This window comes from Thalassovita sp. ABM4_323 (assembly GCF_056158665.1).
The window spans coordinates 3,042,487-3,063,676 of the sequence record NZ_JBSWTS010000007.1 but is presented as its reverse complement, the minus strand read 5'-3'; the positions used below and the strand labels follow the sequence as shown (position 1 = coordinate 3,063,676).

The 21,190-nt window shown below is 60.1% G+C and carries 21 protein-coding genes, 1 tRNA gene, 1 other RNA gene and 1 pseudogene; 13 read left to right on the top strand and 11 right to left on the bottom strand.

All coding sequences use genetic code 11. The features are described 5' to 3' along the window. Nucleotides 1-5 precede the first annotated feature (5 nt). From ACXADQ_RS17630 to ACXADQ_RS17620, 3 genes are read left to right on the top strand one after another with little or no spacing between them, the layout of a single operon-like run. Nucleotides 6-761 carry a cytochrome c biogenesis CcdA family protein gene (locus ACXADQ_RS17630; RefSeq protein ID WP_475324090.1) on the top strand — a complete coding sequence of 252 codons (756 nt, stop codon included), beginning with the start codon at nucleotides 6-8 and terminating at the stop codon, nucleotides 759-761. 50 nt (nucleotides 762-811) lie between these two features. Then, a complete protein-coding gene (locus tag ACXADQ_RS17625; protein WP_475324086.1) occupies nucleotides 812-2,020 on the top strand; it encodes a hypothetical protein in 1,209 nt (402 codons plus the stop codon). Next, entirely contained in the window at nucleotides 2,017-3,375 is a 1,359-nt protein-coding gene (locus ACXADQ_RS17620) for a cytochrome P450 (protein WP_475324082.1), read from the top strand. Before ACXADQ_RS17625 ends, ACXADQ_RS17620 begins: the two co-directional genes overlap by 4 nt. Here the strand turns inward: ACXADQ_RS17620 and ACXADQ_RS17615 are convergent. The 8 genes from ACXADQ_RS17615 to ACXADQ_RS17580 all read right to left on the bottom strand — a co-directional run bounded on the left by ACXADQ_RS17615 (nucleotide 3,372) and on the right by ACXADQ_RS17580 (nucleotide 7,975). Continuing rightward, nucleotides 3,372-3,590, bottom strand: a complete 219-nt coding sequence (locus ACXADQ_RS17615) for a ribbon-helix-helix domain-containing protein (protein ID WP_475324077.1) — start codon at nucleotides 3,588-3,590, stop codon at nucleotides 3,372-3,374. The two genes, ACXADQ_RS17620 and ACXADQ_RS17615, sit on opposite strands and share 4 nt — an antisense overlap. Then, the gene (locus ACXADQ_RS17610; RefSeq protein ID WP_475324072.1) at nucleotides 3,587-3,760 is read right to left on the bottom strand and encodes a DUF4169 family protein; all 174 of its coding nucleotides are present in this window, start codon (nucleotides 3,758-3,760) and stop codon (nucleotides 3,587-3,589) included. The genes ACXADQ_RS17615 and ACXADQ_RS17610 overlap by 4 nt, the downstream gene beginning before the upstream one ends. Continuing rightward, nucleotides 3,760-5,154 (bottom strand): class II fumarate hydratase, encoded by a 1,395-nt coding sequence (fumC, locus tag ACXADQ_RS17605; protein WP_475324068.1) that lies wholly within the window; start codon nucleotides 5,152-5,154, stop codon nucleotides 3,760-3,762. The genes ACXADQ_RS17610 and fumC overlap by 1 nt, the downstream gene beginning before the upstream one ends. A gap of 53 nt (nucleotides 5,155-5,207) precedes the next feature. Next, a complete protein-coding gene (locus ACXADQ_RS17600; RefSeq protein ID WP_475324063.1) occupies nucleotides 5,208-5,765 on the bottom strand; it encodes a class I SAM-dependent methyltransferase in 558 nt (185 codons plus the stop codon). Nucleotides 5,766-5,844: 79 nt separating this feature from the next. Next, a complete protein-coding gene (locus ACXADQ_RS17595) occupies nucleotides 5,845-6,312 on the bottom strand; it encodes an SspB family protein (RefSeq protein WP_475324060.1) in 468 nt (155 codons plus the stop codon). Between the two features lie 86 nt (nucleotides 6,313-6,398). After that, a complete protein-coding gene (locus ACXADQ_RS17590) occupies nucleotides 6,399-6,824 on the bottom strand; it encodes an ester cyclase (RefSeq protein ID WP_475324056.1) in 426 nt (141 codons plus the stop codon). A 72-nt stretch (nucleotides 6,825-6,896) separates the two neighbouring features. Then, nucleotides 6,897-7,243: a transfer-messenger RNA gene (gene ssrA / locus ACXADQ_RS17585) on the bottom strand. A gap of 12 nt (nucleotides 7,244-7,255) precedes the next feature. Further along, nucleotides 7,256-7,975, bottom strand: a complete 720-nt coding sequence (locus ACXADQ_RS17580) for a FadR/GntR family transcriptional regulator (RefSeq protein WP_475324052.1) — start codon at nucleotides 7,973-7,975, stop codon at nucleotides 7,256-7,258. A 148-nt stretch (nucleotides 7,976-8,123) separates the two neighbouring features. Between ACXADQ_RS17580 and ACXADQ_RS17575 the strand changes: the two genes are divergently transcribed. The 9 genes from ACXADQ_RS17575 (at nucleotide 8,124) to ACXADQ_RS17535 (ending at nucleotide 17,956) form a co-directional block, all read left to right on the top strand. Next, nucleotides 8,124-8,639: a DinB family protein gene (locus ACXADQ_RS17575; protein WP_475324048.1), complete on the top strand. Its 516-nt coding sequence runs from the start codon at nucleotides 8,124-8,126 to the stop codon at nucleotides 8,637-8,639. A 24-nt stretch (nucleotides 8,640-8,663) separates the two neighbouring features. Further along, nucleotides 8,664-9,656, top strand: coding sequence for an acryloyl-CoA reductase (gene acuI, locus ACXADQ_RS17570; protein WP_475324044.1), 993 nt, complete (start codon nucleotides 8,664-8,666; stop codon nucleotides 9,654-9,656). A 73-nt stretch (nucleotides 9,657-9,729) separates the two neighbouring features. Further along, nucleotides 9,730-10,152, top strand: a complete 423-nt coding sequence (locus ACXADQ_RS17565; protein ID WP_475324039.1) for an HIT family protein — start codon at nucleotides 9,730-9,732, stop codon at nucleotides 10,150-10,152. A gap of 92 nt (nucleotides 10,153-10,244) precedes the next feature. Beyond that, nucleotides 10,245-11,663 (top strand): cryptochrome/photolyase family protein, encoded by a 1,419-nt coding sequence (locus tag ACXADQ_RS17560; RefSeq protein WP_475324035.1) that lies wholly within the window; start codon nucleotides 10,245-10,247, stop codon nucleotides 11,661-11,663. 77 nt (nucleotides 11,664-11,740) lie between these two features. Continuing rightward, the gene (locus tag ACXADQ_RS17555) at nucleotides 11,741-12,952 is read left to right on the top strand and encodes a class I SAM-dependent methyltransferase (protein WP_475324031.1); all 1,212 of its coding nucleotides are present in this window, start codon (nucleotides 11,741-11,743) and stop codon (nucleotides 12,950-12,952) included. Then, the gene (locus ACXADQ_RS17550) at nucleotides 12,952-13,395 is read left to right on the top strand and encodes a TrgA family protein (RefSeq protein WP_475324027.1); all 444 of its coding nucleotides are present in this window, start codon (nucleotides 12,952-12,954) and stop codon (nucleotides 13,393-13,395) included. Before ACXADQ_RS17555 ends, ACXADQ_RS17550 begins: the two co-directional genes overlap by 1 nt. Before the next feature lie 15 nt (nucleotides 13,396-13,410). Then, nucleotides 13,411-14,535, top strand: coding sequence for an NUDIX domain-containing protein (locus tag ACXADQ_RS17545; protein WP_475324024.1), 1,125 nt, complete (start codon nucleotides 13,411-13,413; stop codon nucleotides 14,533-14,535). A 51-nt stretch (nucleotides 14,536-14,586) separates the two neighbouring features. Next, entirely contained in the window at nucleotides 14,587-15,618 is a 1,032-nt protein-coding gene (locus ACXADQ_RS17540; protein ID WP_475324021.1) for a cysteine synthase A, read from the top strand. A gap of 16 nt (nucleotides 15,619-15,634) precedes the next feature. Beyond that, entirely contained in the window at nucleotides 15,635-17,956 is a 2,322-nt protein-coding gene (locus tag ACXADQ_RS17535) for a DUF3772 domain-containing protein (protein WP_475324019.1), read from the top strand. Here ACXADQ_RS17535 and ACXADQ_RS17530 read toward each other — a convergent pair. Next, entirely contained in the window at nucleotides 17,953-19,020 is a 1,068-nt protein-coding gene (locus ACXADQ_RS17530) for an AI-2E family transporter (RefSeq protein WP_475324015.1), read from the bottom strand. The two genes, ACXADQ_RS17535 and ACXADQ_RS17530, sit on opposite strands and share 4 nt — an antisense overlap. Before the next feature lie 208 nt (nucleotides 19,021-19,228). Between ACXADQ_RS17530 and ACXADQ_RS17525 the strand changes: the two genes are divergently transcribed. Beyond that, a tRNA-Ser gene (locus ACXADQ_RS17525) sits at nucleotides 19,229-19,318 on the top strand. 493 nt (nucleotides 19,319-19,811) lie between these two features. Here the strand turns inward: ACXADQ_RS17525 and ACXADQ_RS17520 are convergent. Both ACXADQ_RS17520 and ACXADQ_RS17515 read right to left on the bottom strand, forming a co-directional pair. Continuing rightward, nucleotides 19,812-20,834 (bottom strand): annotated as a pseudogene (locus ACXADQ_RS17520) (recombinase family protein); the annotation flags it as partial. After that, nucleotides 20,831-21,181: a hypothetical protein gene (locus ACXADQ_RS17515; protein WP_475324011.1), complete on the bottom strand. Its 351-nt coding sequence runs from the start codon at nucleotides 21,179-21,181 to the stop codon at nucleotides 20,831-20,833. The pseudogene ACXADQ_RS17520 and the gene ACXADQ_RS17515, both read right to left, overlap by 4 nt. Nucleotides 21,182-21,190: the final 9 nt, after the last annotated feature.

The window sequence follows — 21,190 nt, the reverse complement described above, 5'->3', positions numbered from 1 at the left end:
ACCCCATGTTTGGAATCGAAATCCCCTCTTTGATGGATGTGACGCTGTTGCCAGCAATGGCGATTGCCTTGTTTGCTGGCGTTGTGTCGTTCCTCAGCCCCTGTGTGCTGCCGATTGTGCCGCCCTATCTGGCCTATATGAGCGGGATTTCCTTGTCCGAGCTCAACGAGGGGGGCCGCAAATCCGCGCTCGCCCCGGCGTTCTTTTTTGTGCTGGGCCTGTCGACCGTGTTCCTGTTCCTGGGCTTCACGGCCTCGGCGATTGGCAGCGTGTTCCTGACGTATCAAAGCTGGTTCAACACGATCGCCGGGATTCTGGTGATGATCTTTGGTGCGCATTTCGTGGGTGTCTATCGCATCGGTTTTCTGGATCGCGAGGCACGCTTGGATGTGGGCGACCGTGGCGGGTCGGCCTTTGGCGCCTATATCCTGGGGTTGGCGTTTGCATTCGGCTGGACGCCCTGTATCGGGCCGCAGCTGGGCGCGATCTTGTCTTTGGCCGCGTCCGAGGCCTCGATCACCCGGGGCACGCTGCTGTTGGCGGTTTATGCCGCGGGCCTGGGCATTCCGTTCCTGCTGGTCGCGGCCTTCCTGCCGCGCCTGACGGGGCTGATGGGCTGGATGAAGCGCCATATGGAGCAGATCGAGCGCGTAATGGGCCTGTTGCTGTGGACGATTGGCCTGTTGATGCTGACGGGGGGCTTTTCCAGCTTTTCCTATTGGCTGCTTGAAAAATTCCCGGCACTGGCCAGCCTCGGTTAAGCCTTACATCAGCCCAAATCCTGCGCTAGCCTGCGTCCCAAGAGGGCGTCATGAGTGCAGTCGAGCAAAACAAGCAGGTCCGTAAACGCCGGGTGTTCTACATCCCCGGCTATGATCCGATTCATCCGCGCCGTTATCGCGAGCTCTACCGCAAAGAGGGCGCAGCGCAGGCGGAAATCAGCGGCTATCAGATTGATCTGAAACCCAAAACCACCAAGGGCCCCTATGGCTGGCATGTCACCGGCCAGATGGATGGCACGCAGGTCGAGGCCGATTTCGAGGTGCTGGTCTGGTCGGACATCGTGCGCGACAGCATGGAGCAAGGCATCCTGGCCACCTATCTGCAACTGGCGCGCACTGCCTGGACCTATATCGGCTCGGGCGCGCTGCGCCGGTTGATGCGGCTGCGCAAGGGGCCGGTGATTGCGGCGCTCTATCCTGTGGTGTTTCTGCTGGTGCAACTGGTCCTGGCGCTGCTGGTGGCCTGGGGGCTGGGCTGGGCGCTGTCGTTTTTGCATCCGTGGCTGGCCATTCTGGGGCTGGCCGTGGTGCCGCCCATTCTGATGTGGTTTCGCAAGAAGGATAACAAATTCTTCGCCTATTACCTGATGCATGATTACGCCTATTCGGCGGCGTCGCGCGGGGCCAATCCCCCCGAACTCGAGGCGCGTATGGCCGAGTTCACGGCCACCATCCGGGCGGCGCTGGACACGGATGTGGATGAGGTTCTGGTGATCGGCCACAGTTCGGGCGCGCATCTGGCAGTGTCGATCCTGTCCGATCTGATCCGCGCTGGCATGCCTTCTGACGGCCCCGCACTGAACCTGTTGACGCTGGGCCAGGTGGTGCCGATGGTGTCGTTCCTGCCTGATGCGTGGCGGCTGCGCGCTGACCTTGCCTATCTGTCTGAACGCAACGAGATTGCCTGGGTCGACGTGACGGCCCCGGGGGATGGCTGCGCCTTTGCGCTGTGTGATCCGGTCAGCGTGTCGGGCGTGGCTGGGCCGGGAAAAACATGGCCGCTGGTGTTTTCCGCCGCCTTCACGCAAACCCTGTCGCCCGAGACATGGGCCCGCCTAAAGCGTCGGTTTTTTCGGTTGCATTTCCAATACTTATGCGCGTTTGATCGCCCCAGGGATTACGACTATTTCCGCATCACGGCTGGCCCGGTGACGCTAGGAGATCGGTATCGCGGGCGGGGGGCCTCGAAGTCCCGGATTGATCATTCCGTGTCCAAATATACCTCGACCGCGCCATGACCCAGCCCCCAAAACCCCCGGCGCGCCCGGACAAAGTTTCGCTGTGGCGCTACATGAAACTGTTTCGCAAGGACATCCTGTCAGCCCAACCCGCGCGCCTGTACCGCGCCTGGATGGCCGAGTTTCGCACCCCGTTTTTCCGCTCGTATATGTGCAATCAACCGGCCTTGGTGGATCTGGTACTGCGCGAGCGTCCGGATGATTTTCCTAAATCCAATCGCGTGCGCGAGGGGTTGAAGCCTTTGCTGGGGAACTCGGTTTTCGTCACGAACGGAGAGGTTTGGAAGCGCCAGCGGCGCATCATCGATCCGGCCTTCGAGGGGGGGCGTCTGCGCGAGGTCTTCCCGGCGATGGTTCTGGCCGGACAGGCCGCCGTTGCGCGTTTGGCCCCCTTGGCGGATGGCGCCCCGCAAGAAATCGAGGCCCAGACCAGTCACGCCGCTGCAGACGTGATTTTCCGCACGCTGTTTTCGATTCCGATTGAACACCAGATCGCGTCGCAGGTCTTTTCCGAGTTTCGCGAACATCAACGCGCCCAGCCGGTCGTGAATTTGGGCGCTTTGTTGCCGCTGCCGCGCTGGTTTCCGCGGTTCCATGCGCGCCGCACCAAACAAACCGCTCGCACGATCCGCCGGTTGATCACGCAGCTGACCCAGGATCGGGCCAAAGACATTGCCGCAGGCACCGCGCCCGCTGATCTGGCGACAAAAATCATGACCACGGCGGACCCGCAAACCGGCAAAGGCTTTGACGCGGATGAAATGGTGGATCAGGTCGCAATCTTCTTTTTGGCCGGGCACGAAACAAGTGCTTCGGCCTTGGCTTGGGCGCTGTATCTGCTGGCGCTTTACCCGGACTGGCAGGATCGTCTGGCTGCCGAAGCGCGGGGCCTGGCCGAGGATCCGGGTTTTTCGGATGTCTCTAAGTTACGGATTTCACGAGATGTTTTCCGCGAGACCCTGCGCCTGTATCCACCGGTCCCGATGATGGTGCGCGAGGCCTCGTGCCCTGAAACCTTCCGCGATCGCGACGTTCCCAAGGGCAGCCAGATCGTGCTGAGCCCGTGGCATCTGCACCGGCATGAACGTCTGTGGGATCGCCCCGATGACTTCGATCCAGGGCGTTTTCAGACCGAGAATGGCAAGACCTGCCTGCGCGAGGCGTACATTCCTTTTTCAGCCGGGCAGCGGGTCTGCACCGGGGCGGGATTCGCGATGATCGAGGGGCCGCTGTTGCTGTCGATGCTGGTGCGCGCCTATCGGTTTGAGCCCGTCGCGGACCGGCTGGCCATGCCCGTAGCCCATCTGACCGTGCGCGGGGCCGATGGAATCTGGCTGAAAATCACCAAACGTTAACGGTCGCGGTAATACCGTAGCACGAACAGGCGGATTGCGGTCGCAAGTCCGGTTTCCAGATCGCGCGCGGCGTCCAGCTCGGCGGCCAGGACGTTGATGGGTTTGCCCTGTTGCTCAGCGATGTCGCGAAAGCCCTGCCAGAACTCATCCTCCAGCGATACGCTGGTGCGGTGGCCTCGTAATGTGAGGGATCGTTTGACGGGGCGATCGCTCATTCGCGCTTCTTTCCGTCCAGATCGCGGTTGGCCTTGTCCGCTTGCGCGCGGTCCAGCTGCTTTTCGGCCTTGGTGCGGCCGAATTTCACCGCGTTTTGGTCAGCGCGGGCCTTTTTTTCAGCCCGCGCTTTTTGTTTTCGAAACCGGTTCAGGTTGACCGGTTCAGCCATCAGGCTTTGGGGCCGATCATCTGCTCGGGGCGGACAACGGCGTCGAAGGTTTCTTCGTCGACAAAGCCCAGGGCGATGGCCTCTTCTTTCAGGGTGGTGCCGTTTTTATGGGCGGTCTTGGCCACTTTGGTGGCGTTGTCATACCCGATCGTCGGCGCCAGCGCGGTGACCAGCATCAGCAATTCTTTCATCAGCTTGTCGATGCGCGGCTCGTTGGCCTGAATGCCATTCAGCATACGCTCGGTGAAGCTGTCGGCCACGTCGCCCAACAGCTGCATGCTCTGCAGCAGGTTGTAGGACATCATGGGGTTATAGACGTTCAGTTCAAAATGGCCCTGCGACCCGGCAAAGGTCATGGCGGCGTTGTTGCCCATCACGTGTGCGGCAACCTGGGTCATGGCCTCGGCCTGGGTGGGGTTCACCTTGCCGGGCATGATCGACGATCCGGGCTCGTTTTCGGGCAGGATCAGCTCGCCCAGACCCGAGCGCGGGCCCGAGCCCAAGAAGCGGATGTCGTTGGCGATTTTGTACATCGACCCGGCGACAGTGGCCAAAGCGCCCGACATAAAGACCATGGCGTCATGCGCCGACAGGGCCTCGAATTTGTTGGGGGCGGTGACGAAGGGCAGACCGGTGATCTCGGCCATGTTGGCGGCGACTTTCTCGCCCCAGCCGGGCTGCGTGTTCAAGCCGGTGCCAACCGCGGTGCCGCCTTGGGCCAGCTCGTAAATGCCGGGCAGGGCGGCCTCGATCCGGGCGATGCCCTGACGGATCATGTGCGCATAGCCGCTGAATTCCTGGCCCAGCGTCAGCGGAGTCGCGTCCTGGGTGTGGGTCCGGCCGATCTTGATGATGTCTTTGAACTCTTCGGATTTGGCTTCCAGACCCTCGGCCAGCTTGGTCAGGCCGGGCAGCAGCACGTCGCGCACGGTCATGGCGGCGGCGATGTGCATGGCGGTGGGGAAGGTGTCGTTGCTGGACTGACCCATGTTGCAGTGGTCGTTGGGGTGCACCGGGTCCTTCGATCCGATCACGCCGCCCAGGATCTCGATGGCGCGGTTGGCGATCACCTCGTTGCTGTTCATGTTCGACTGGGTGCCCGACCCGGTCTGCCAGACGACCAGAGGGAAGTTATCGTCGAACTTGCCTTCGAACACCTCACCGGCGGCCTGGATCACGGCGTCGGCGATCTTGGCGTCCATTTTGCCCGACTTTTTGTTGGCCATGGCGCAGGCTTTTTTGATCACACCCAGCGCGCGCACGATGGCGACGGGCTGTTTTTCCCAGCCAATGGGAAAGTTCATGATCGAGCGTTGCGTCTGCGCGCCCCAGTACTTGTCGCTGGGGACTTCGAGCGGGCCAAAGCTGTCTGTTTCGGTGCGGGTGTCAGTCATCGGTCAACCTCCTAAAGGGAATTGCCGACTTCATACCTGAACCAGTGGTGAAATCAATGCTGTATACGACGGAATACAAAGACGCGGGCGGGTGGCAAATTGGCCCACACGGTGGCGCGTTTTTCCACACTGACACCCAGCTCGGCCTGCATCTGGTCGGTGATCGGCGAATTCGGGCTATAGGTGAACTGAACGAAGGTACCCCCCGAGGCCATCACGCGCAGCGCGGGTCCGACGATTTGTCGCTGCAGCTGTGGACGCGCCAGCATCGGTACGCCCGAGATCACGGCGCCGATATTGGTCAGACCAATGTCTGCGATCTCTTGCCCGGGGCGGTTCAGGACGGTGACACCGGGAAACTTCTGACGCAGGTTTTCGCAGAAAATCGGGTTCATTTCCAACAAGGTCAACCGTTCCGGTGCGACGCCGCGCTCCAGAATGGCCTTGGTGAAGACGCCGGTGCCCGGACCGATTTCGACGATGGGGCCGGTGGTTTTTTCTAGTCCTTGCGTCATAGCGCGCGCGACGGTCGCGGATGACGGGGCGATGGCGGAAATTTCTCTGGGGCGGCGGATCACCTGGCCCAGAAATACGGCAAAATCACGTGGCAAAATTGAGTCTCCCCACTCGAATCCAACTCGAGAGACGTCATGCCATGTCCATGTTTCAGTTCCGTGTCACCGTTCGGGGCTATTTACGGAATTGGTCCAGGCTGACCACCTCGGCATCATGTTTCTGCGCGACGCTTTCTTCGGCTTCAACAAGAGGCGCCTCGTGGTCATCCTCAGTCAGCTCCTCCTCAGAGTCGGCAGATTCAAACCTTAGGCCGAACTCGACGGAGGGATCAACAAAGGTCTTAATCGCGTCATAGGGGATATACAGTGGTTCGGGCTGATCGCCAAAGTTCAGTGTGACTGAAAACCCGTCATCCGTGACCTCCAAACCTTCATACCAATGTTGCATCACCACGGTCATGTCAGACGGGTAGCGTTCCTTCAACCAGTCGGCCAGCTGTGCCTCGGGGTGGGTGGTGTCGAACGTGATAAAGAAGTGATGCGCGCCGGGCAGCCCGTCACGTTTCACATCTTGCAGCACTTCTTGAATCAGCCCGCGCATGGCGCGGTGCATCAGCTTGCCATAGTCGATGGAGTCCGACATCGGTGGTTCCTTGCTAGTCCGTCCCAGAGCATAGGGGATTCGGAACAAAACGAAAGAGCGCCCGCCGAAATTTTACAGACCCAACCCTAGCCGATGGGGGCCCCGGACATGCAAATCGCGATGGTGTTTTCGGGCAAAAGCTCGAGCTGTTCAAAGAAGCCAACGAAATCGAAGCTGTTATACGCCTCGACGATTTTGCCGTCTTTGAAGCGGCAGAACACCATGGCCGACACCTGAACGGGCTTTCGTTGTTCGATGGTTTCTGAATGCATGGTCATGAAACCGGCGATCCAGTCGTCCTGTTCGATCATCTTGTCGATGCGGATTTTCGGCGGGGTGATCATTTCCTGGATCGTGGCGACCAGAAACTTGAACTCGTCTACGCCCATTTCCATATCGGGCACGATCCCGTTTGCCATCGTATCTGGTACAAACATTTCATCGATTGCCGAAATGTCGCCCATTTCCCAAACGCGGGAGTACCATTCACGTAGAAGATCAGTATTTGCCATAGCGGTGGTCCTTGCTGCATCCGTCTCGCAGGGGTCACGCTAGGGCAAAAGCCTGAATCAAATCTGAAGGAAAATGCAGGTTTCTGTTGCCAGGTACCTGCGAACCCCGCCTAACGCGGCTAGGCGCTAGGGCTTAAGTTTCGGTTACTCCGACTGCTTACGCAGCCATTGCGACCGGAGCACGATTGTCATTTGCAATTGTACAGTTTGAACCGATAACGGTGGTATCTCACCGAAGCAAAGCTACATCTTTACGCGTTCGTCGATCCTGTTTCGGCCCCATGATCCCCAAATGAAGGATATTGGTGGAGCCGCCGGGTACCGCCCCCGGGTCCGATCCGTTTATTACATGCGCGTTTATGCCCATAGTCCCGAAGGACAGGGGTTATATAGGGGGTGCCGGGGCAAAGGAAAAGCCCCCAGTTCGCCTCTTAGCGCGGATTGGCGCGTTTTGCGGCCAGCTCTTGGGTATAGTTTTCCAGCTGTGTCAGCAGGTTAGAGGTGGTTTCGCCATCCTGCGAGTCCAGCGCATCCGCGATGCCGGTATGCAGCGCGATGATCTGCGTGCGCGAGCGCTGGGAAAAGGTGATCATGTTCATCAGGGGCTGCATAGCCTCGACCGCACCGGCCAGTTGGTAGGACAGCACGGGGTTGCCCGCCGCATCCACCAGCGCACGGTGAAAGGCCACGTCCGAATCGCAAAAGCTTTCGTCAGACAGGCCCGGCTGGCCCTGACGGTGGATCTCGGCGCGCATGGTGGCCAGGTGATCGGCCGAACGGCGCTGTGCGGCCAGATGGGCGCAGGCGCGCTCGAGCGCGAACCGCGCCTCGCAGGCCGTGTCAAAACTGACATCGTTCATCGTCAGCAGCAGGGTCGAGGTGGTGACCTGCTGACCATAGGCCTCTTGGAAGCTGAGCCAATTCACGAACGCGCCCCCGGTGGCACCGCGCTGGGTGCGAATCAGGGATTGGGCCGCCAGACGCTTCAGCGCCTCGCGCACGGTGGGGCGCGAGACCTGGAATTGCTCGGAGAGCTCGGCCTCAGATGGCAGACGGTCATCCACGATCAGTGCACCGCTGACGATGGCAGTGCGAATGGATTCAGCGATTTGCGCGGACAGATCGGCCTTGGAGCTGCGATCGGATTTCATTTGTCTGACATTTCCTCTTGGCGGCGGCGCATTTATTTGTCAGACATTTAAAAGAGCATAGCGCCAACACACAAGCCCCTTGCTCTTGAACGGATGCCAGCCGCGCGGCTAGCCTGAACGCAAAAGGAAATGGAAAGGGACCCATCAAATGATCTCACCTGACTATTGCGTGATGATGGCACGGTATAACGCCTGGCAAAACACCCAGATGAAGGACGCGCTCGAGGCATTGGACCACGAGACCCTGATCGCGGATCGGGGCGCGTTCTTTGGGTCGATCCTGAACACGGCGAACCATCTGATCTGGGGCGATATGATCTGGATGGCGCGGTTTGAAAACACCGCCCGCCCACAAGGGGGCATCGCCGACAGCACCAGCCTGACCCCCACCGTTGCGGCCTGGGGGGCGGAACGGTTCCGTATGGATGCGCGCATTTTGCGGTGGGCCGAGGCGCTGCACACGGTCGATCTGATCGGGGATCAGACCTGGTATTCGCAATCGGCAGAGGCCGAAGTCAGCAAGCCCATCGCGCAGTGCATCACCCATTTTTTCAATCATCAAACGCATCACCGGGGACAGATCCACGGGATGGTGACAGCAGCTGGCGGGCGGGGCTGGACCTCGGACCTGTTCATGCTGCCGCAAGACGGGCCATGGCTATAGGCCCCTAAATCGGAGGAGTAAGGGATGTTCAACGCACTGATCGTGGACAAGGACGAGGACGGCAAAACCCATGCCGAGGTCAAGCAGATCACCGACGCGGATCTGCCCGAGGCCGAGGTCACGGTGGCCGTGGAATACTCGACCGTGAACTACAAGGACGGGCTGTGCCTGGGGCCGGGGGGCGGTCTGGTGCGTAAATATCCTCATATCCCCGGCATTGATTTCGCTGGCACGGTCGAGAGCTCCTCGGACGATCGGTATAAACCCGGCGATAAGGTCGTGCTGACCGGTTGGCGCGTGGGCGAGGCGCATTGGGGGGGATATTCGCAAAAGGCTCGGGTCAAGGCCGATTGGCTGGTGCCGTTGCCCGAGGGGCTGAGCACGCGTCAGGCCATGGCCGTGGGCACCGCTGGCTTCACCGCGATGCTGTGCGTGATGGCGCTGGAAGATCACGGGATGGAGCCCGGCCACGGCCCCGTACTGGTCACCGGCGCTGCGGGGGGCGTGGGCTCGGTCGCCACGGCAATTCTGGCCAATCTGGGCTACGAGGTGGCCGGTGTCACCGGCCGCCCGGAAACCGATGACTACCTGCGTGGCCTGGGGGCCACCCAGATCGTCCCGCGCGAGGACCTGACCGAGGTGACCCGCAAACCGCTGGAATCAGAAACCTGGGCGGGTTGCGTGGATGCCGTGGGCGGCGCCATGCTGGGCCGGGTGCTGAAACAGATGAAATACGGCAGCTCGGTCGCTGCGGTTGGTCTGGCCGGGGGGGCTGCGATCGAGGGCGCTCTGATCACGCCCTTTATCCTGCGCGGTGTGAACCTGCTGGGCATCGATTCGGTGATGCGCCCCTATGCGGATCGCGTGCGGGCCTGGGAACGCATCGCCAAGGACCTGCCGATGGACAAGCTGGAGGTGATGGTGAACCCCGCCGCGCTGTCCGACCTGCCTGGGCTGGGCAAGGATATCCTGGCCGGTCAGGTCAAAGGCCGTGTCGTGGTGGACGTAAACGCCTGATGTGATCGGAAGGTGCTGGAACCTCGTGGGGCAGGGCGCTAGCCTTGCCCCAAAGCGATTCAGGAGAGCCCAGATGGCCTATGACAGTGACAATATTTTCGCCAAGATCCTGCGTGGCGAGATTCCTTCGGAAAAACTTTACGAGGATGACGACACCTATGTGTTCATGGACATCATGCCGCGCGCGGATGGCCATTGCCTGATCATCCCCAAAACGCCCTGCCGCAATATGCTGGATGCATCGGATGAACAGCTGGCCGCCTGCCTGCGCACCACGCGCCGGATTGGCCATGCGGTGATGAAGGCCTTTGAGGCCGGTGGCGTCACCGTTCAGCAGTTCAACGAAGGGGTCGGCGGCCAAGAGGTGTTTCACCTGCATTACCACGTTCTGCCGCGTCACGAAGGTGTTGGCCTGCGCCCGCCGGGCAAGATGGAGGACATGGCGGTGCTGAAGGCCAACGCCGACAAGATCCGCGCTGCCCTGGCCGAGATGTAATTCAAACGCCGCCCCATGATCCGGGCGGCGTTTTTCTTTGATCCGAGTGGTGCGATCCCTCGTATGAAAATAGCACCACACAGGACAATGATATGACGACCACCCCCGTTACAATTCTTTGGTTACGCCGCGATCTGCGTCTGTCGGATCATCCCGCCCTGACGGCGGCCTGCGCACGTGGTGCCGTGATTCCTGTATTTATCCGGGATGAGCTGGTGGATCAGCTGGGCGCGGCCCCCAAATTCCGGTTGGAACTGGCGCTGGATCACCTGGCGGATCGGTTGGCGCAGGTGGGCAGCCGGCTGATTTTCCGCTCGGGGCCGGCGCTGACGGTTCTCAGCGATCTGATCCGTGAAACCCGCGCGGATGTGGTGTTTTGGTCGCGCAACTTCGATCCGGCCTCGATTGCGCGGGATAGCGCGGTAAAGTCAGAGTTGAAGGCGCGCGGGATCGAAGCGCGCAGCTTTGGCGGGCAGTTGTTGTTCGAACCGCACACGGTGCAGACCGGGCAGGGCGGGCCCTATCGGGTCTACTCACCCTATTGGAAGGCCGTGAGGGGCCGCGCCGTTGATGCGCCCTTGCCTGCGCCGAAATCCATTCCCGCGCCGGATCGCTGGCCCGTCAGCGAAAACCTGGCTGATTGGCGGCTGAGCGCCGCCATGAACCGGGGGGCGGATGTCTTGCGCCCCTATCAGCGTGTCGGAGAGACAGCCGCGCTCTCGCGTTTGGCCGCGTTTACCGACACCTCCATGGACGCCTATAAAGCGCGTCGTGACCGACTGGCCACAGATGGCACCTCGGGACTGTCGCAAAACCTCGCGCTTGGCGAGATTTCCCCGCGCCAGTGTTGGGCCGCTGCGCAGGATTTGTGGCATCAGGGGGCTGCCGGGGCCGAGACCTTTCTCAAGGAACTGGTGTGGCGCGAGTTTGCCTATCATCTGGCGCATCACACGCCGCATATGCTGACCGAGAATTGGCGCGACGGGTGGGATCGGTTTCCCTGGCGCACTGATCCGAATGCCCCCGAGGTCATCGCCTGGAAACAGGGGCGCACCGGCATTCCCGTCGTCGATGCCGCCATGCGCGAGATGTACGTGACGGGCCAAATGCATAATCGGGCGCGGATGGTCGTGGCCTCGTTCCTGACCAAGCACCTGATGATCCATTGGCGGATCGGGCAGGCGTGGTTCGCTGACTGCCTGACCGATTGGGACCCGGCGGCAAATGCAATGGGCTGGCAATGGGTGGCGGGCTCGGGCCCCGATGCCGCGCCATTTTTCCGGATTTTCAACCCGATGACACAGGCCAAGACCCATGATCCCGATGGGGACTATGTGAAAAAATGGCTGGCCGAGGGGCAGCGAACTCCGGCCAAAACGGCGCTGGCCTTCTTTGATGCAGCCCCCCGCAGCTGGGATTTGGCGGCCTCAGATCCCTATCCCAGCGCGATCATTGACCTGGCAGAGGGCCGAAAACGCGCGCTTTTGGCCTATGAAGCCCGTGATTTCTAAGGGGTTTGCACGAAAAACTTGCCCGACGGGAATTTTCTTGCCAGCCTGTTTGGGAAAAACCGCAATGGGAGATGCGGATGATCCTGACCGAAACGAAGACCGAGAAAGACCTGCCACGTTATTTTCCGGCCGTGTTCCAACTGGCCAAAAGCATCAAGCGTGGACGCCTGGATTTCGTGCTGCCCGACGGGCGCACCTTTCGCGCCGAAGCGCCCAATCCCGGCCCCGTGGCGGCGCTGCATATCCACAATACCGACACCTTCACCCGGCTGATCCGCGAGGGCGACCTGGGCTTTTGTGACGCCTATCTGGAGGGCTGGTGGGACAGCCCCGATCTGCAGGCCTTCCTGGATTTCCTGCACTCGGACAATGATGAACTCTATGAAGGGTTTCCCGGCATGTTCCTGGTGCGCGCCTATGAACGTCTGCGCCATTGGATGAACGCCAACACCAAGAAGCAGGCCAAGAAGAACATCAGCTATCACTATGATCTGGGCAATGATTTCTACGGGTTGTGGCTGGATGACACGATGACCTATTCCAGTGCGCTGTTCAAAACCGGACAAGAAAGCCTGGAGCAAGCCCAGACCCAGAAATACGAATCCATGGTGGATCAGATGGGCGCTCGGCCCGGCGATCATATCCTGGAAATCGGCTGTGGTTGGGGCGGGTTCGCGGAATATGCCGCCAAAGAGCGCGGGCTGCGGGTGACGGGGCTGACGATCTCGAAGGAGCAGCTTAAGTTTGCACGGGAACGTATTGAAAAGGCGGGACTTTCCGAAATGGTTGACCTGAAGCTTCAGGACTATCGCGATGAAACCAACCAATATGACGGAATCGCCAGTATCGAGATGTTCGAAGCCGTCGGCGAGAAATATTGGCCCGTCTATTTCAACAAAGTGCGCGACTGCCTGAAACCGGGCCGCAATGCCACGCTGCAGATCATTACGATCCAGGAAAAGCGTTTCGAAACATACCGTAAGGGCGTGGACTTCATCCAAAAATACATCTTCCCTGGTGGCATGTTGCCCAGCCCCAGCGCCTTGCGCGAAGAAGTCTCCAAGGCGGGCTTGCAAGTGCAGCATTCGATCGAGTTTGGCGACAGCTACAGCCAGACCCTGCGGCGCTGGTACGACACCTTCAATGACAAATGGGATCAGGTCGAGTCTATGGGGTTTGATGAGCGCTTCAAACGGATGTGGAATTTCTATCTGACCTCTTGTGCCGGTTCGTTTCAGGGTGGAAACTGCGACGTGACTCAGATCACGATTAAAAGGCCTGCCCTCTGATGATGCCCACTGCCGCCCGGCTGATCGCCGCCCTGGTTCTTGCTGCGACGGCGTGGTTTACGTCGCAGATGGTCAAACCCTATCTGCCCGAAGGCACCAATTTCGGCTGGTTTGATTACCTGAATGTCGCTCTTGGGCTGGTGGTCGGATGGATTGTCATCGGGCGCCGCGCGGGCCGGGGCCAGTCTGCTGCCGTAGGAAACGGTCTGACCGCTGCCGCCGTGTTGGCCTTTTGGGCGATTTTTCTGCAAGCTTCGAACGAGATGCTGCGCCAATCCCTGAACCGGCGCTATGATGGCCCGACCGAGGCCATTCTGGACGTCTTTGAAATGTGCCTGGAATACGGGGCGCATCTGATCAATCCCGACGTGATCGGCCCCCTGTTGGTGGGCGGAATCCTTGCAGGCATCCTGGCCGAACTGGCCAATAGAATTTGGCGATAACGCGAACACCCGTTTATGAAAAACCTGTTTTTTTACGGCACATTACAGTGCGAAGCTTTACTGCGAACCGTTCTGGGCTGCGCGCCTGATTTTCGGCTGATCCCGGCCAAACTGCCCGGTCACGGAGCCTTTATGGCGCGTGGACAGCGATTTCCGTTCATCGAACCGGATCCCCAGCTGGACTGTCCAGGCCTGCTGGCGATCGGTGTGACCGGGGACGCGTTCGAGCGGCTGACCTACTATGAGGGTGGGTTTGGCTATGATCTGGTTCCGGTTAAGGTCGACACCGAAGAAGGCCAGATGCAGGCCGAGGTCTGGATGACCACTGCGGACCGGTTCGAGCGCGGAGCCGCCTTTGATCTGGGTGATTGGCAGGCCGCGCAGGGGGCGGTGAACATCCGGGCTGCGGGCGAGGTGATGCAGTGGCGGGGGCGCAAAACCGCGCAAGAGGTCGCCGCGATCTATCCCATGATCGAAATGCGCGCGGCCTCTTATGTGATGGGGCAGCGTGAACCGGTGCCGGATGCGCCCAGCGGCCTGACCCGCGAGGATGTGCAGGTGATACAGCACAGCTATCCCTATGCGGACTATTTCGCGGTCGAGACCTATCGTCTGAAATTCCGCCAATATGACGGGGCGTTTAGCGACGAGGTGAACTATTCCTCGTTTGGGACGACAGACGCGGCGTTGGTGCTGCCCTATGACCCCGTGCGCGATCGCGTGATGCTGGTCGAGCAGTTCCGCATGGGCCCCTGGACGCGCGGAGATCGGGTGCCCTGGCAGCTGGAACCCATCGCGGGCCGGATTGATGCGGGCGAAACCCCGGAAACAACCGCGCTGCGAGAGGCCAAAGAAGAGGCTGGGCTGGACCTTTTGGGCTTAGAGCTGATCTCGCGCGGATATCCGACGCCCGGGTGCAGCAACGAGTATTTCCATGTCTATCTGGGCCTTGCGGATTTGCCGGACGGGGCCGAGGGCGTCGGTGGTCTGGACACGGAAAACGAAAACATCCGCAGCCATGTTCTGGGCTTTGACGCGGCGATGCAGATGCTGTCGCGCGGGGAAATTCGGGTGGTTCCTCTGCAAATGGCGCTGTTCTGGTTGGCAAATCATCGTGATCGTTTGCGCACAGGTGCTTGAGTTCCCCACGCTGGCAACATAGAGCTAGGGGGAACCGGAAAGGGAAAGACAATGCAATTCGCTCGTGATCTGGCCGAGGCTGTCGGCAACACTCCTCTTATTCGCCTGAAGAAGGCCAGCGAAGAGACGGGATGCGAAATTCTGGGTAAGGCCGAGTTCATAAATCCGGGCCAATCGGTCAAGGATCGCGCGGCGCTGTACATTATCAAGGATGCCGTGGCTAAGGGTCTGTTGAAACCCGGCGGCACAATTGTCGAAGGCACCGCTGGCAATACCGGCATCGGCCTGGCGCTGGTGGGGGCCTCGATGGGGTTCAAGACGGTGATCGTTATCCCCGAGACGCAGAGCCAGGAAAAGAAGGATATGCTGCGTCTGGCCGGGGCTCAGCTGATCCAGGTGCCTGCGGCGCCCTATAAAAATCCGAACAATTACGTGCGCTATTCTGGTCGTCTGGCCGAACAGCTTGCCAAAACCGAACCAAATGGGGCGATTTGGGCCAATCAGTTTGACAACGTCGCCAACCGTCAGGCGCATGTGGAAACCACCGGTCCCGAGATCTGGAGCCAGACCGGCGGCAAGGTTGATGGTTTTATCTGCGCGGTCGGTTCGGGCGGAACCCTGGCCGGTGTCGCCGAGGCGCTGCAATATCGCGGCGTGAAGATCGGCCTGGCTGATCCGATGGGCGCGGCGCTGCATTCGTTCTATACCACGGGCGAGCTAAAGGCCGAGGGTGGCTCGATCACCGAGGGCATCGGGCAGGGGCGCATCACCGCCAACCTCGAAGGCTTCACGCCCGACATGTCCTATCAGATTTCGGACGGCGAGGCGCTGCCCTATGTATTCGACCTGCTGCAAGACGAAGGCCTGTGCCTGGGCGGCTCGTCCGCGATCAACGTGGCTGGTGCCATCCGCATGGCCAAGGAAATGGGGCCGGGCCACACCATCGTGACGGTGCTGTGCGATTACGGCACCCGCTATCAGTCGAAACTCTATAACCCGGATTTCCTGGCCTCGAAGGGGCTGCCCGTGCCGGGTTGGCTGGCCAGCGAACCGCCCGCCGTGCCCACGGTTTTCGAAGACTAAGACCATGACGGGGGGGATGGCGCGCCTGATCCTGTCCCTCTGGCTGGCGCTCTGTCTGGCGCTGGCCGCACCTGTTGGTGCGCAAGTCTCTGCGCTGCCCAGCGAGGCCGCGACCCAATCCACCATTGATTATGCGCTGTGGGAGGCCACGGCCACCCGTGCCGAAATGGCCGTTGAGGCGGGCAAAGCCTCGAACGCTGCGCTGGAAACCCTGCGCAGCGAAATCACCCAATGGCGCGACACGTTTTTGGCCGCGCAGAACACCAACCAGGCACGTATTCAAACGATCCAATCGCAGATCGCTGCCTTGGGTCCCGAACCTGAAACCGGCGAGGAAGAGGCCGAGATCGCCAACCGCCGCGCCGAATTGCAGGCTCAGCTGGCGCGGCTGCAAGCCCCGGTTCTGGCCGCCGAAGAGGCCCACACCCGTGCCGCAGGTCTGATCGCCGAGATCGACCGCATCATTCGCGAACGTCAGGCCGAGGCGCTGGTGTCGCTAAGCCCGTCGCCTTTGAATCCCACCTATTGGGCGCCCAGCCTGGAAGAGCTGTTCTGGACCTTCCGCGTTCTCTGGACCGAAGTCAGCGAGAATTGGGACAATGACGTTCGACAGGCTGAGTTTCGCAACTCGGCCCCAGTCTCGCTGGGGATGGCCGCCTTTGGCCTGCTGCTGATCGCGCGGGGCCGGCGCTGGTTTACGCATCTGGGTCTCAGGGCCCGCGAGGCCTCGGAGCGGGGCGGGGATGTCTGGCAATTCCTGGTGTCGCTGGGCAAGGTTCTGGTGCCGATGGGTGGCGTGCTGCTGGTCTGTCAGGCTCTTATCGAAACCGGTTTTGTCGGCCTGCGCGGCGCGACCCTTCTGAATTATATCCCGGCCTGGGGGCTGGGAATCTTCTTTGCACGCTGGTTGGCGGATCGTTTGTTCCCCGACACTGATGGCCCCGCGCCGCTGCGTGTCGAACCCGAGCGCCGGGCCGAAGCGCGCAGCTATACCACGGTTCTGGCAGTCCTGGCGGTGCTCAGCTCGGTGGCGGAAATCCTTGGTTCTGTTGGGAATTTCACCGCCGAGGCAGATGCCGTGATCGGGTTCCCCATCGTCTGTATGACCGGATTGGTGCTGTTCCGAATGGGGCAGTTCATCGCCGGTCAGATCAGCCACGATGTCGAAGACGATCTCGAGATCGGCTATCGCAACCGGATCGCGCGGGCTCTGTTTCGGGCGGCGCAGGTGGTGGCGATCCTGGGCCCGGTGATCTGGGCGGTGGGCTATATGCGCGCGGCGGCGGCGCTGGTGTATCCGACGGTGCTGACCTTTGCGCTGCTGGGCTTTGTGGTGGTGCTGCAAAAGCTGGTCAGCGACATCTATCGCATGGTCACGCGCCCGGATGATGACGTGGCCGAGGCCCTGTGGCCGGTTCTGATCGGGTTCTTCCTGACGCTGCTGGCGATCCCGGCTTTGGCGCTGATCTGGGGCGTTCGTGTGGCCGAGCTGACCGAGCTGTGGGCCACGTTCCGCGCTGGGTTCACGCTGGGGGACACGCGGATCTCGCCGACAGATTTCATCATGTTCGTGATGGTCTTTGCCTTGGGCTACATGCTGACACGTGTGGTGCAGGGGGCGCTGCGCAGCTCGATCCTACCGAAGACAAAGATCGACAAGGGTGGGCAGACCGCGATCGTGTCTGGCATCGGGTATGTTGGCGTGTTCTTGGCCGCGATCGTGGCAATCACCAGCGCGGGAATCGACCTGAGCTCGATCGCGATTGTCGCGGGTGCGCTGTCGGTAGGCATCGGCTTTGGCCTGCAAAACATCGTGTCGAATTTTGTGTCCGGCATCATCCTGCTGATCGAGCGCCCTGTATCCGAAGGCGACTGGATCGAGGTAGGCGGCAAGATGGGCTATGTGCGAGATATCTCGGTGCGCTCGACCCGGATTGAAACCTTTGACCGCACGGATGTGATTGTACCCAACGCTGATCTGGTCAGCGGCATGGTCACCAACTACACCCGTGGCAACACGATTGGGCGGATCATTCTGACTGTCGGCGTGGCCTATGGCACAGACACGAAAAAGGTCGAAGCCATCCTGCGCGAAATCGCAGAGGCTCATACCATGGTGCTGCTGAACCCGCGTCCGGGGGTCATCTTCACCGGGTTCGGCGCAGACTCGCTGGATTTTGAGATCCGCGCGATCCTGCGGGATGTGAACTGGGCGCTGTCGGTGAAATCAGATCTGAACCACGAAATCGCGCGCCGTTTCACCGAAGAAGGCATCGAGATCCCCTTTGCTCAGCGCGATCTGTGGCTGCGCAATCCCGAGGCTCTGAAGGGCGATTAATCGACCTTCTGGTCCAGCGCGTCCTTGGGTTCGGGCAATCCCTGACGACTGAGCAGCACCGCCATTGGTCGCAGGGCAGGAACCTGTGAGCAGATGATCAGCATCGCCACCATGATCGGCACCGACAGGAACATGCCAGGCACGCCCCAGACCGCGCCCCAGAAGGCCAGGCTGATGATGATGCCAAAAGACGACAGACGCAGCGCGCGCCCCATCAGCAGCGGGTCAATCACGCTGCCGTTCAGGAACTGGATCATGCTGATCACGATGAACACCGCCAGGGTCGAGCCCGGATCAGCCGTTTGCACAAAGGTCACCAGCGCCACCAGAATGGTCGCCACGATCGAGCCCACATTGGGAATGTAGTTCAGCACAAAAGTCAGAATGCCCAGGGGGCCGGCCAGTTCGAGCTCGAACAGGGTTGCAACGCCAAACACCATCAGGCCCGTCACCGCACTGACCCCGGTTTTTACCAGCAGGTAATAGTTCACCCGGTGGATGATCGTCGCGATGATGCGGCTGACTTTCTGGGCCTGGGCCTCGTCCCCGTCAAACAGGTTCTCCAGCTTGGTGGCGAACCAGATGCGCTCGGCAAACAGGAAGCCGACGAAAAGGATCACCAGCACCGTGGCTGACATCAGGTTGCCCGCTTGCCCCGCGGCGGTGCGCAAATAGCCAGTCAGCTCGATGGAGCTGACCGAGTTGAACACCGCCGTCTGCACGTCCTCGCCCAACCACGCGAACATGGCCGCGATGGCAGACGGGGCGCTCTCGGCATAGCTGACCGTGGTGGCCAGAACCGTATTCACCTGGCTGAGGATAATCGAGGTCAGCGTCAGCAGCGCCGCCGAGATCATCGCAAGCGCCGCGATTGACGCCAGAAAGTTCGGAATACGGAAGGGACCGATTTTTTGACGCGCGATAAAGTTGATCGCATCCGAGGTCAGGCTGAACAGAACAATCGCCGTCGCCAGCGAGATCAGCAGAAACCGCGCCTGCACCAGCAAGAACAGCACCACCGCAAAGGCAATGATGATCAGGGCTGCGGTTTGCAGACGGTCCATTTGGCCGCGTCCCTGTGGAGGCAGGACCTGCCGGGGAGGCGCCGGACGTCGAAAGGATTTGTTCATTTTACCAGACATGATCGCGCGTGAGAGTGACCCGCTGATTATGGGCGAAGCCCGCCCAGGTTACAACGGGGGCACAAAGCTTTGATTTGAGCGCGTTTGAGGGCTTGCATTCCCCGCCCGGTCTTGGCTAGAAGGGCCGAACGGAGAGGTGGCCGAGTGGTCGAAGGCGCACGCCTGGAAAGTGTGTAGGCGGGAAACCGTCTCCAGGGTTCGAATCCCTGTCTCTCCGCCATTAAACAATTTTGCATTTCATTTCCTCCTAACACTTTGAATGGTATGGATAATTCCGGGGTTCGAAGTCCTGTTTTCCGGCTGTAGTTCAGGCGCTCTGTGAAGGCCAATCTCAGCACTGTGCGGCGTAGGGCCAGATGCCCATAACCCCATATTTTACAAGGGTTTGCGAGGAAAGCTTGGGCGAGTTCGAACAATTCGTCGAAGGTAGCCTTTGGTTTTGGCCCGGTTTCGAGCTTTTCCTGCAAAACGAGCTTTTCCCGTTCCATTTTCGCAATCCGCTTTTCATAGGCTGAGATCACCGATGGCGTGCTGGCCTCGACAATTCGGTCCAAGAGGCCGTCGATTTGCTTTTCGACCTTTGCAATGTCGCGCTTGAGCGTGGCGAACACGGCACCAGCACGCGCAATGCGTTGGTCCCATGCATTGGCAAACATCGCCGTTGCGGTCGTCAAAAGGCTCTGAGAGGGCTGCATGCCTTCCAGAAGCTCGACAAACTCACCTTCCAGCACATCGCGTCGAATGGACTTACGATAGCTCTCACAGCCCTTTGTGAAGCACATGTAATAAGGATGTTTCTTGCCCGTCTTGCTTTTGGACCAGTTTGCCGTGAGGGGATTGCCGCAATCGTCACAACAGATGAAGCCACGTAGCGGGAAGTCCTCATTGATATCCGAACGCGCAGGCGCACGCACAGAGCCGTTCAGGCGCTCTTGTATGGCGTTCCAAACCTTAAGGCTGACAAGCCCCTCGTGCTGCCCTTTGCGCAGCGTTACGTCCCATTCCGGCACTTCAATATGGCCCGCATAATGCGGACGACGCATCAGACGAATGACCTCTTCATAACGCACTTCGCCGCGCCCATTCTTGGGGAACTTCGGGCAGGATTCGAGGAAACGTTTCACTTCGCCTTGGCTTTCAAACCGGCCAGAGGCGAAGCCTTCAAGCGCTTCCTGCACATAAGAGGCGTTTGGCTCATCCCGGACCAGCAGTTTGCCATGACCGGCGACACGCTCGTACTTGAAGCCCACGGGCGCGTGGAACACCCAATATCCATTCATGGCGCGGGCGCGCATGCGGTTTTTGGTTTGCGCTCCATTCTTTTGCCGCTGGTGCTGTGACACCGAGGCCAGAAGGTTTTCGACCAGTACCGAATCCGAGTTGTCGCCAAATTCCAGCGAGGGGCTTTCCAGCTTGCCGCCTGCCTCGGCGATCAGGGCACGTAATTGCCAATGCACCTGCACATCACGCGAGAAACGGTTGATATCGTCGATAAGTACAACCGTGTCGTCTTTGCGTTTCTGCAAGAAGGCAATCAGCGCTTTCATGGCCGGGCGATCAATTGCCCCGCCAGTCATATTGTCGTGGAAGACCTCGACAATGTCATAGCCCCGGAACTTCGCGTGTTCACGACAGCGGGTTTCCTGACTGGCAAGGCCATCGCCCTTCTTTAACTGGGCGACGGAGGACACCCGGCAGTAAATCACTGCTTTTGGGATGTTTTTTTTATCACTCATGGTGTTGGCTCCTTCTGTTTGGGTTTGCGGTCATTAGCTTCTTGGACAGCCGCCGACTTTAACACGGCAGCTTCCAGCAGCATTTTGAGATCGAGATTTTGTCCACAGCTTTTTTGTTCAGCTTGCTGATGAGGGTTCAGATCGAAACCGAGATCGACAAAAGCGACGATGATCTGCCACAGTGTTTCGATCAGTTCCCGCTTTTGCGCCTCTGGAATGTCCTGATATTCGAAATAGGGCAGCCAGTCCCGCCAATCGAAAGTCAGCCCCGGCGTGTTGTTCGATGTTTTTACGGGTGGTTGGTCTTGGTTTTTGTTGGTGTCATTTGGTGGGGTTGGACGGGACATGGTTACTCC

Coding starts and splice junctions, on each gene's coding strand:
- ACXADQ_RS17545 (WP_475324024.1), top strand. CDS start 13,411: ATGAAAAACCTGTTTTTTTACGGCACATTACAGTGCGAAGCTTTACTG.
- ACXADQ_RS17555 (WP_475324031.1), top strand. CDS start 11,741: ATGATCCTGACCGAAACGAAGACCGAGAAAGACCTGCCACGTTATTTT.
- ACXADQ_RS17595 (WP_475324060.1), bottom strand. CDS start 6,312: ATGTCGGACTCCATCGACTATGGCAAGCTGATGCACCGCGCCATGCGC.
- ACXADQ_RS17575 (WP_475324048.1), top strand. CDS start 8,124: ATGATCTCACCTGACTATTGCGTGATGATGGCACGGTATAACGCCTGG.
- ACXADQ_RS17580 (WP_475324052.1), bottom strand. CDS start 7,975: ATGAAATCCGATCGCAGCTCCAAGGCCGATCTGTCCGCGCAAATCGCT.
- fumC (WP_475324068.1), bottom strand. CDS start 5,154: ATGACTGACACCCGCACCGAAACAGACAGCTTTGGCCCGCTCGAAGTC.
- ACXADQ_RS17540 (WP_475324021.1), top strand. CDS start 14,587: ATGCAATTCGCTCGTGATCTGGCCGAGGCTGTCGGCAACACTCCTCTT.
- ACXADQ_RS17515 (WP_475324011.1), bottom strand. CDS start 21,181: ATGTCCCGTCCAACCCCACCAAATGACACCAACAAAAACCAAGACCAA.
- ACXADQ_RS17565 (WP_475324039.1), top strand. CDS start 9,730: ATGGCCTATGACAGTGACAATATTTTCGCCAAGATCCTGCGTGGCGAG.
- acuI (WP_475324044.1), top strand. CDS start 8,664: ATGTTCAACGCACTGATCGTGGACAAGGACGAGGACGGCAAAACCCAT.
- ACXADQ_RS17615 (WP_475324077.1), bottom strand. CDS start 3,590: ATGAGCGATCGCCCCGTCAAACGATCCCTCACATTACGAGGCCACCGC.
- ACXADQ_RS17560 (WP_475324035.1), top strand. CDS start 10,245: ATGACGACCACCCCCGTTACAATTCTTTGGTTACGCCGCGATCTGCGT.
- ACXADQ_RS17610 (WP_475324072.1), bottom strand. CDS start 3,760: ATGGCTGAACCGGTCAACCTGAACCGGTTTCGAAAACAAAAAGCGCGG.
- ACXADQ_RS17625 (WP_475324086.1), top strand. CDS start 812: ATGAGTGCAGTCGAGCAAAACAAGCAGGTCCGTAAACGCCGGGTGTTC.
- ACXADQ_RS17630 (WP_475324090.1), top strand. CDS start 6: ATGTTTGGAATCGAAATCCCCTCTTTGATGGATGTGACGCTGTTGCCA.
- ACXADQ_RS17590 (WP_475324056.1), bottom strand. CDS start 6,824: ATGGCAAATACTGATCTTCTACGTGAATGGTACTCCCGCGTTTGGGAA.
- ACXADQ_RS17530 (WP_475324015.1), bottom strand. CDS start 19,020: ATGGACCGTCTGCAAACCGCAGCCCTGATCATCATTGCCTTTGCGGTG.
- ACXADQ_RS17535 (WP_475324019.1), top strand. CDS start 15,635: ATGGCGCGCCTGATCCTGTCCCTCTGGCTGGCGCTCTGTCTGGCGCTG.
- ACXADQ_RS17550 (WP_475324027.1), top strand. CDS start 12,952: ATGATGCCCACTGCCGCCCGGCTGATCGCCGCCCTGGTTCTTGCTGCG.
- ACXADQ_RS17620 (WP_475324082.1), top strand. CDS start 2,017: ATGACCCAGCCCCCAAAACCCCCGGCGCGCCCGGACAAAGTTTCGCTG.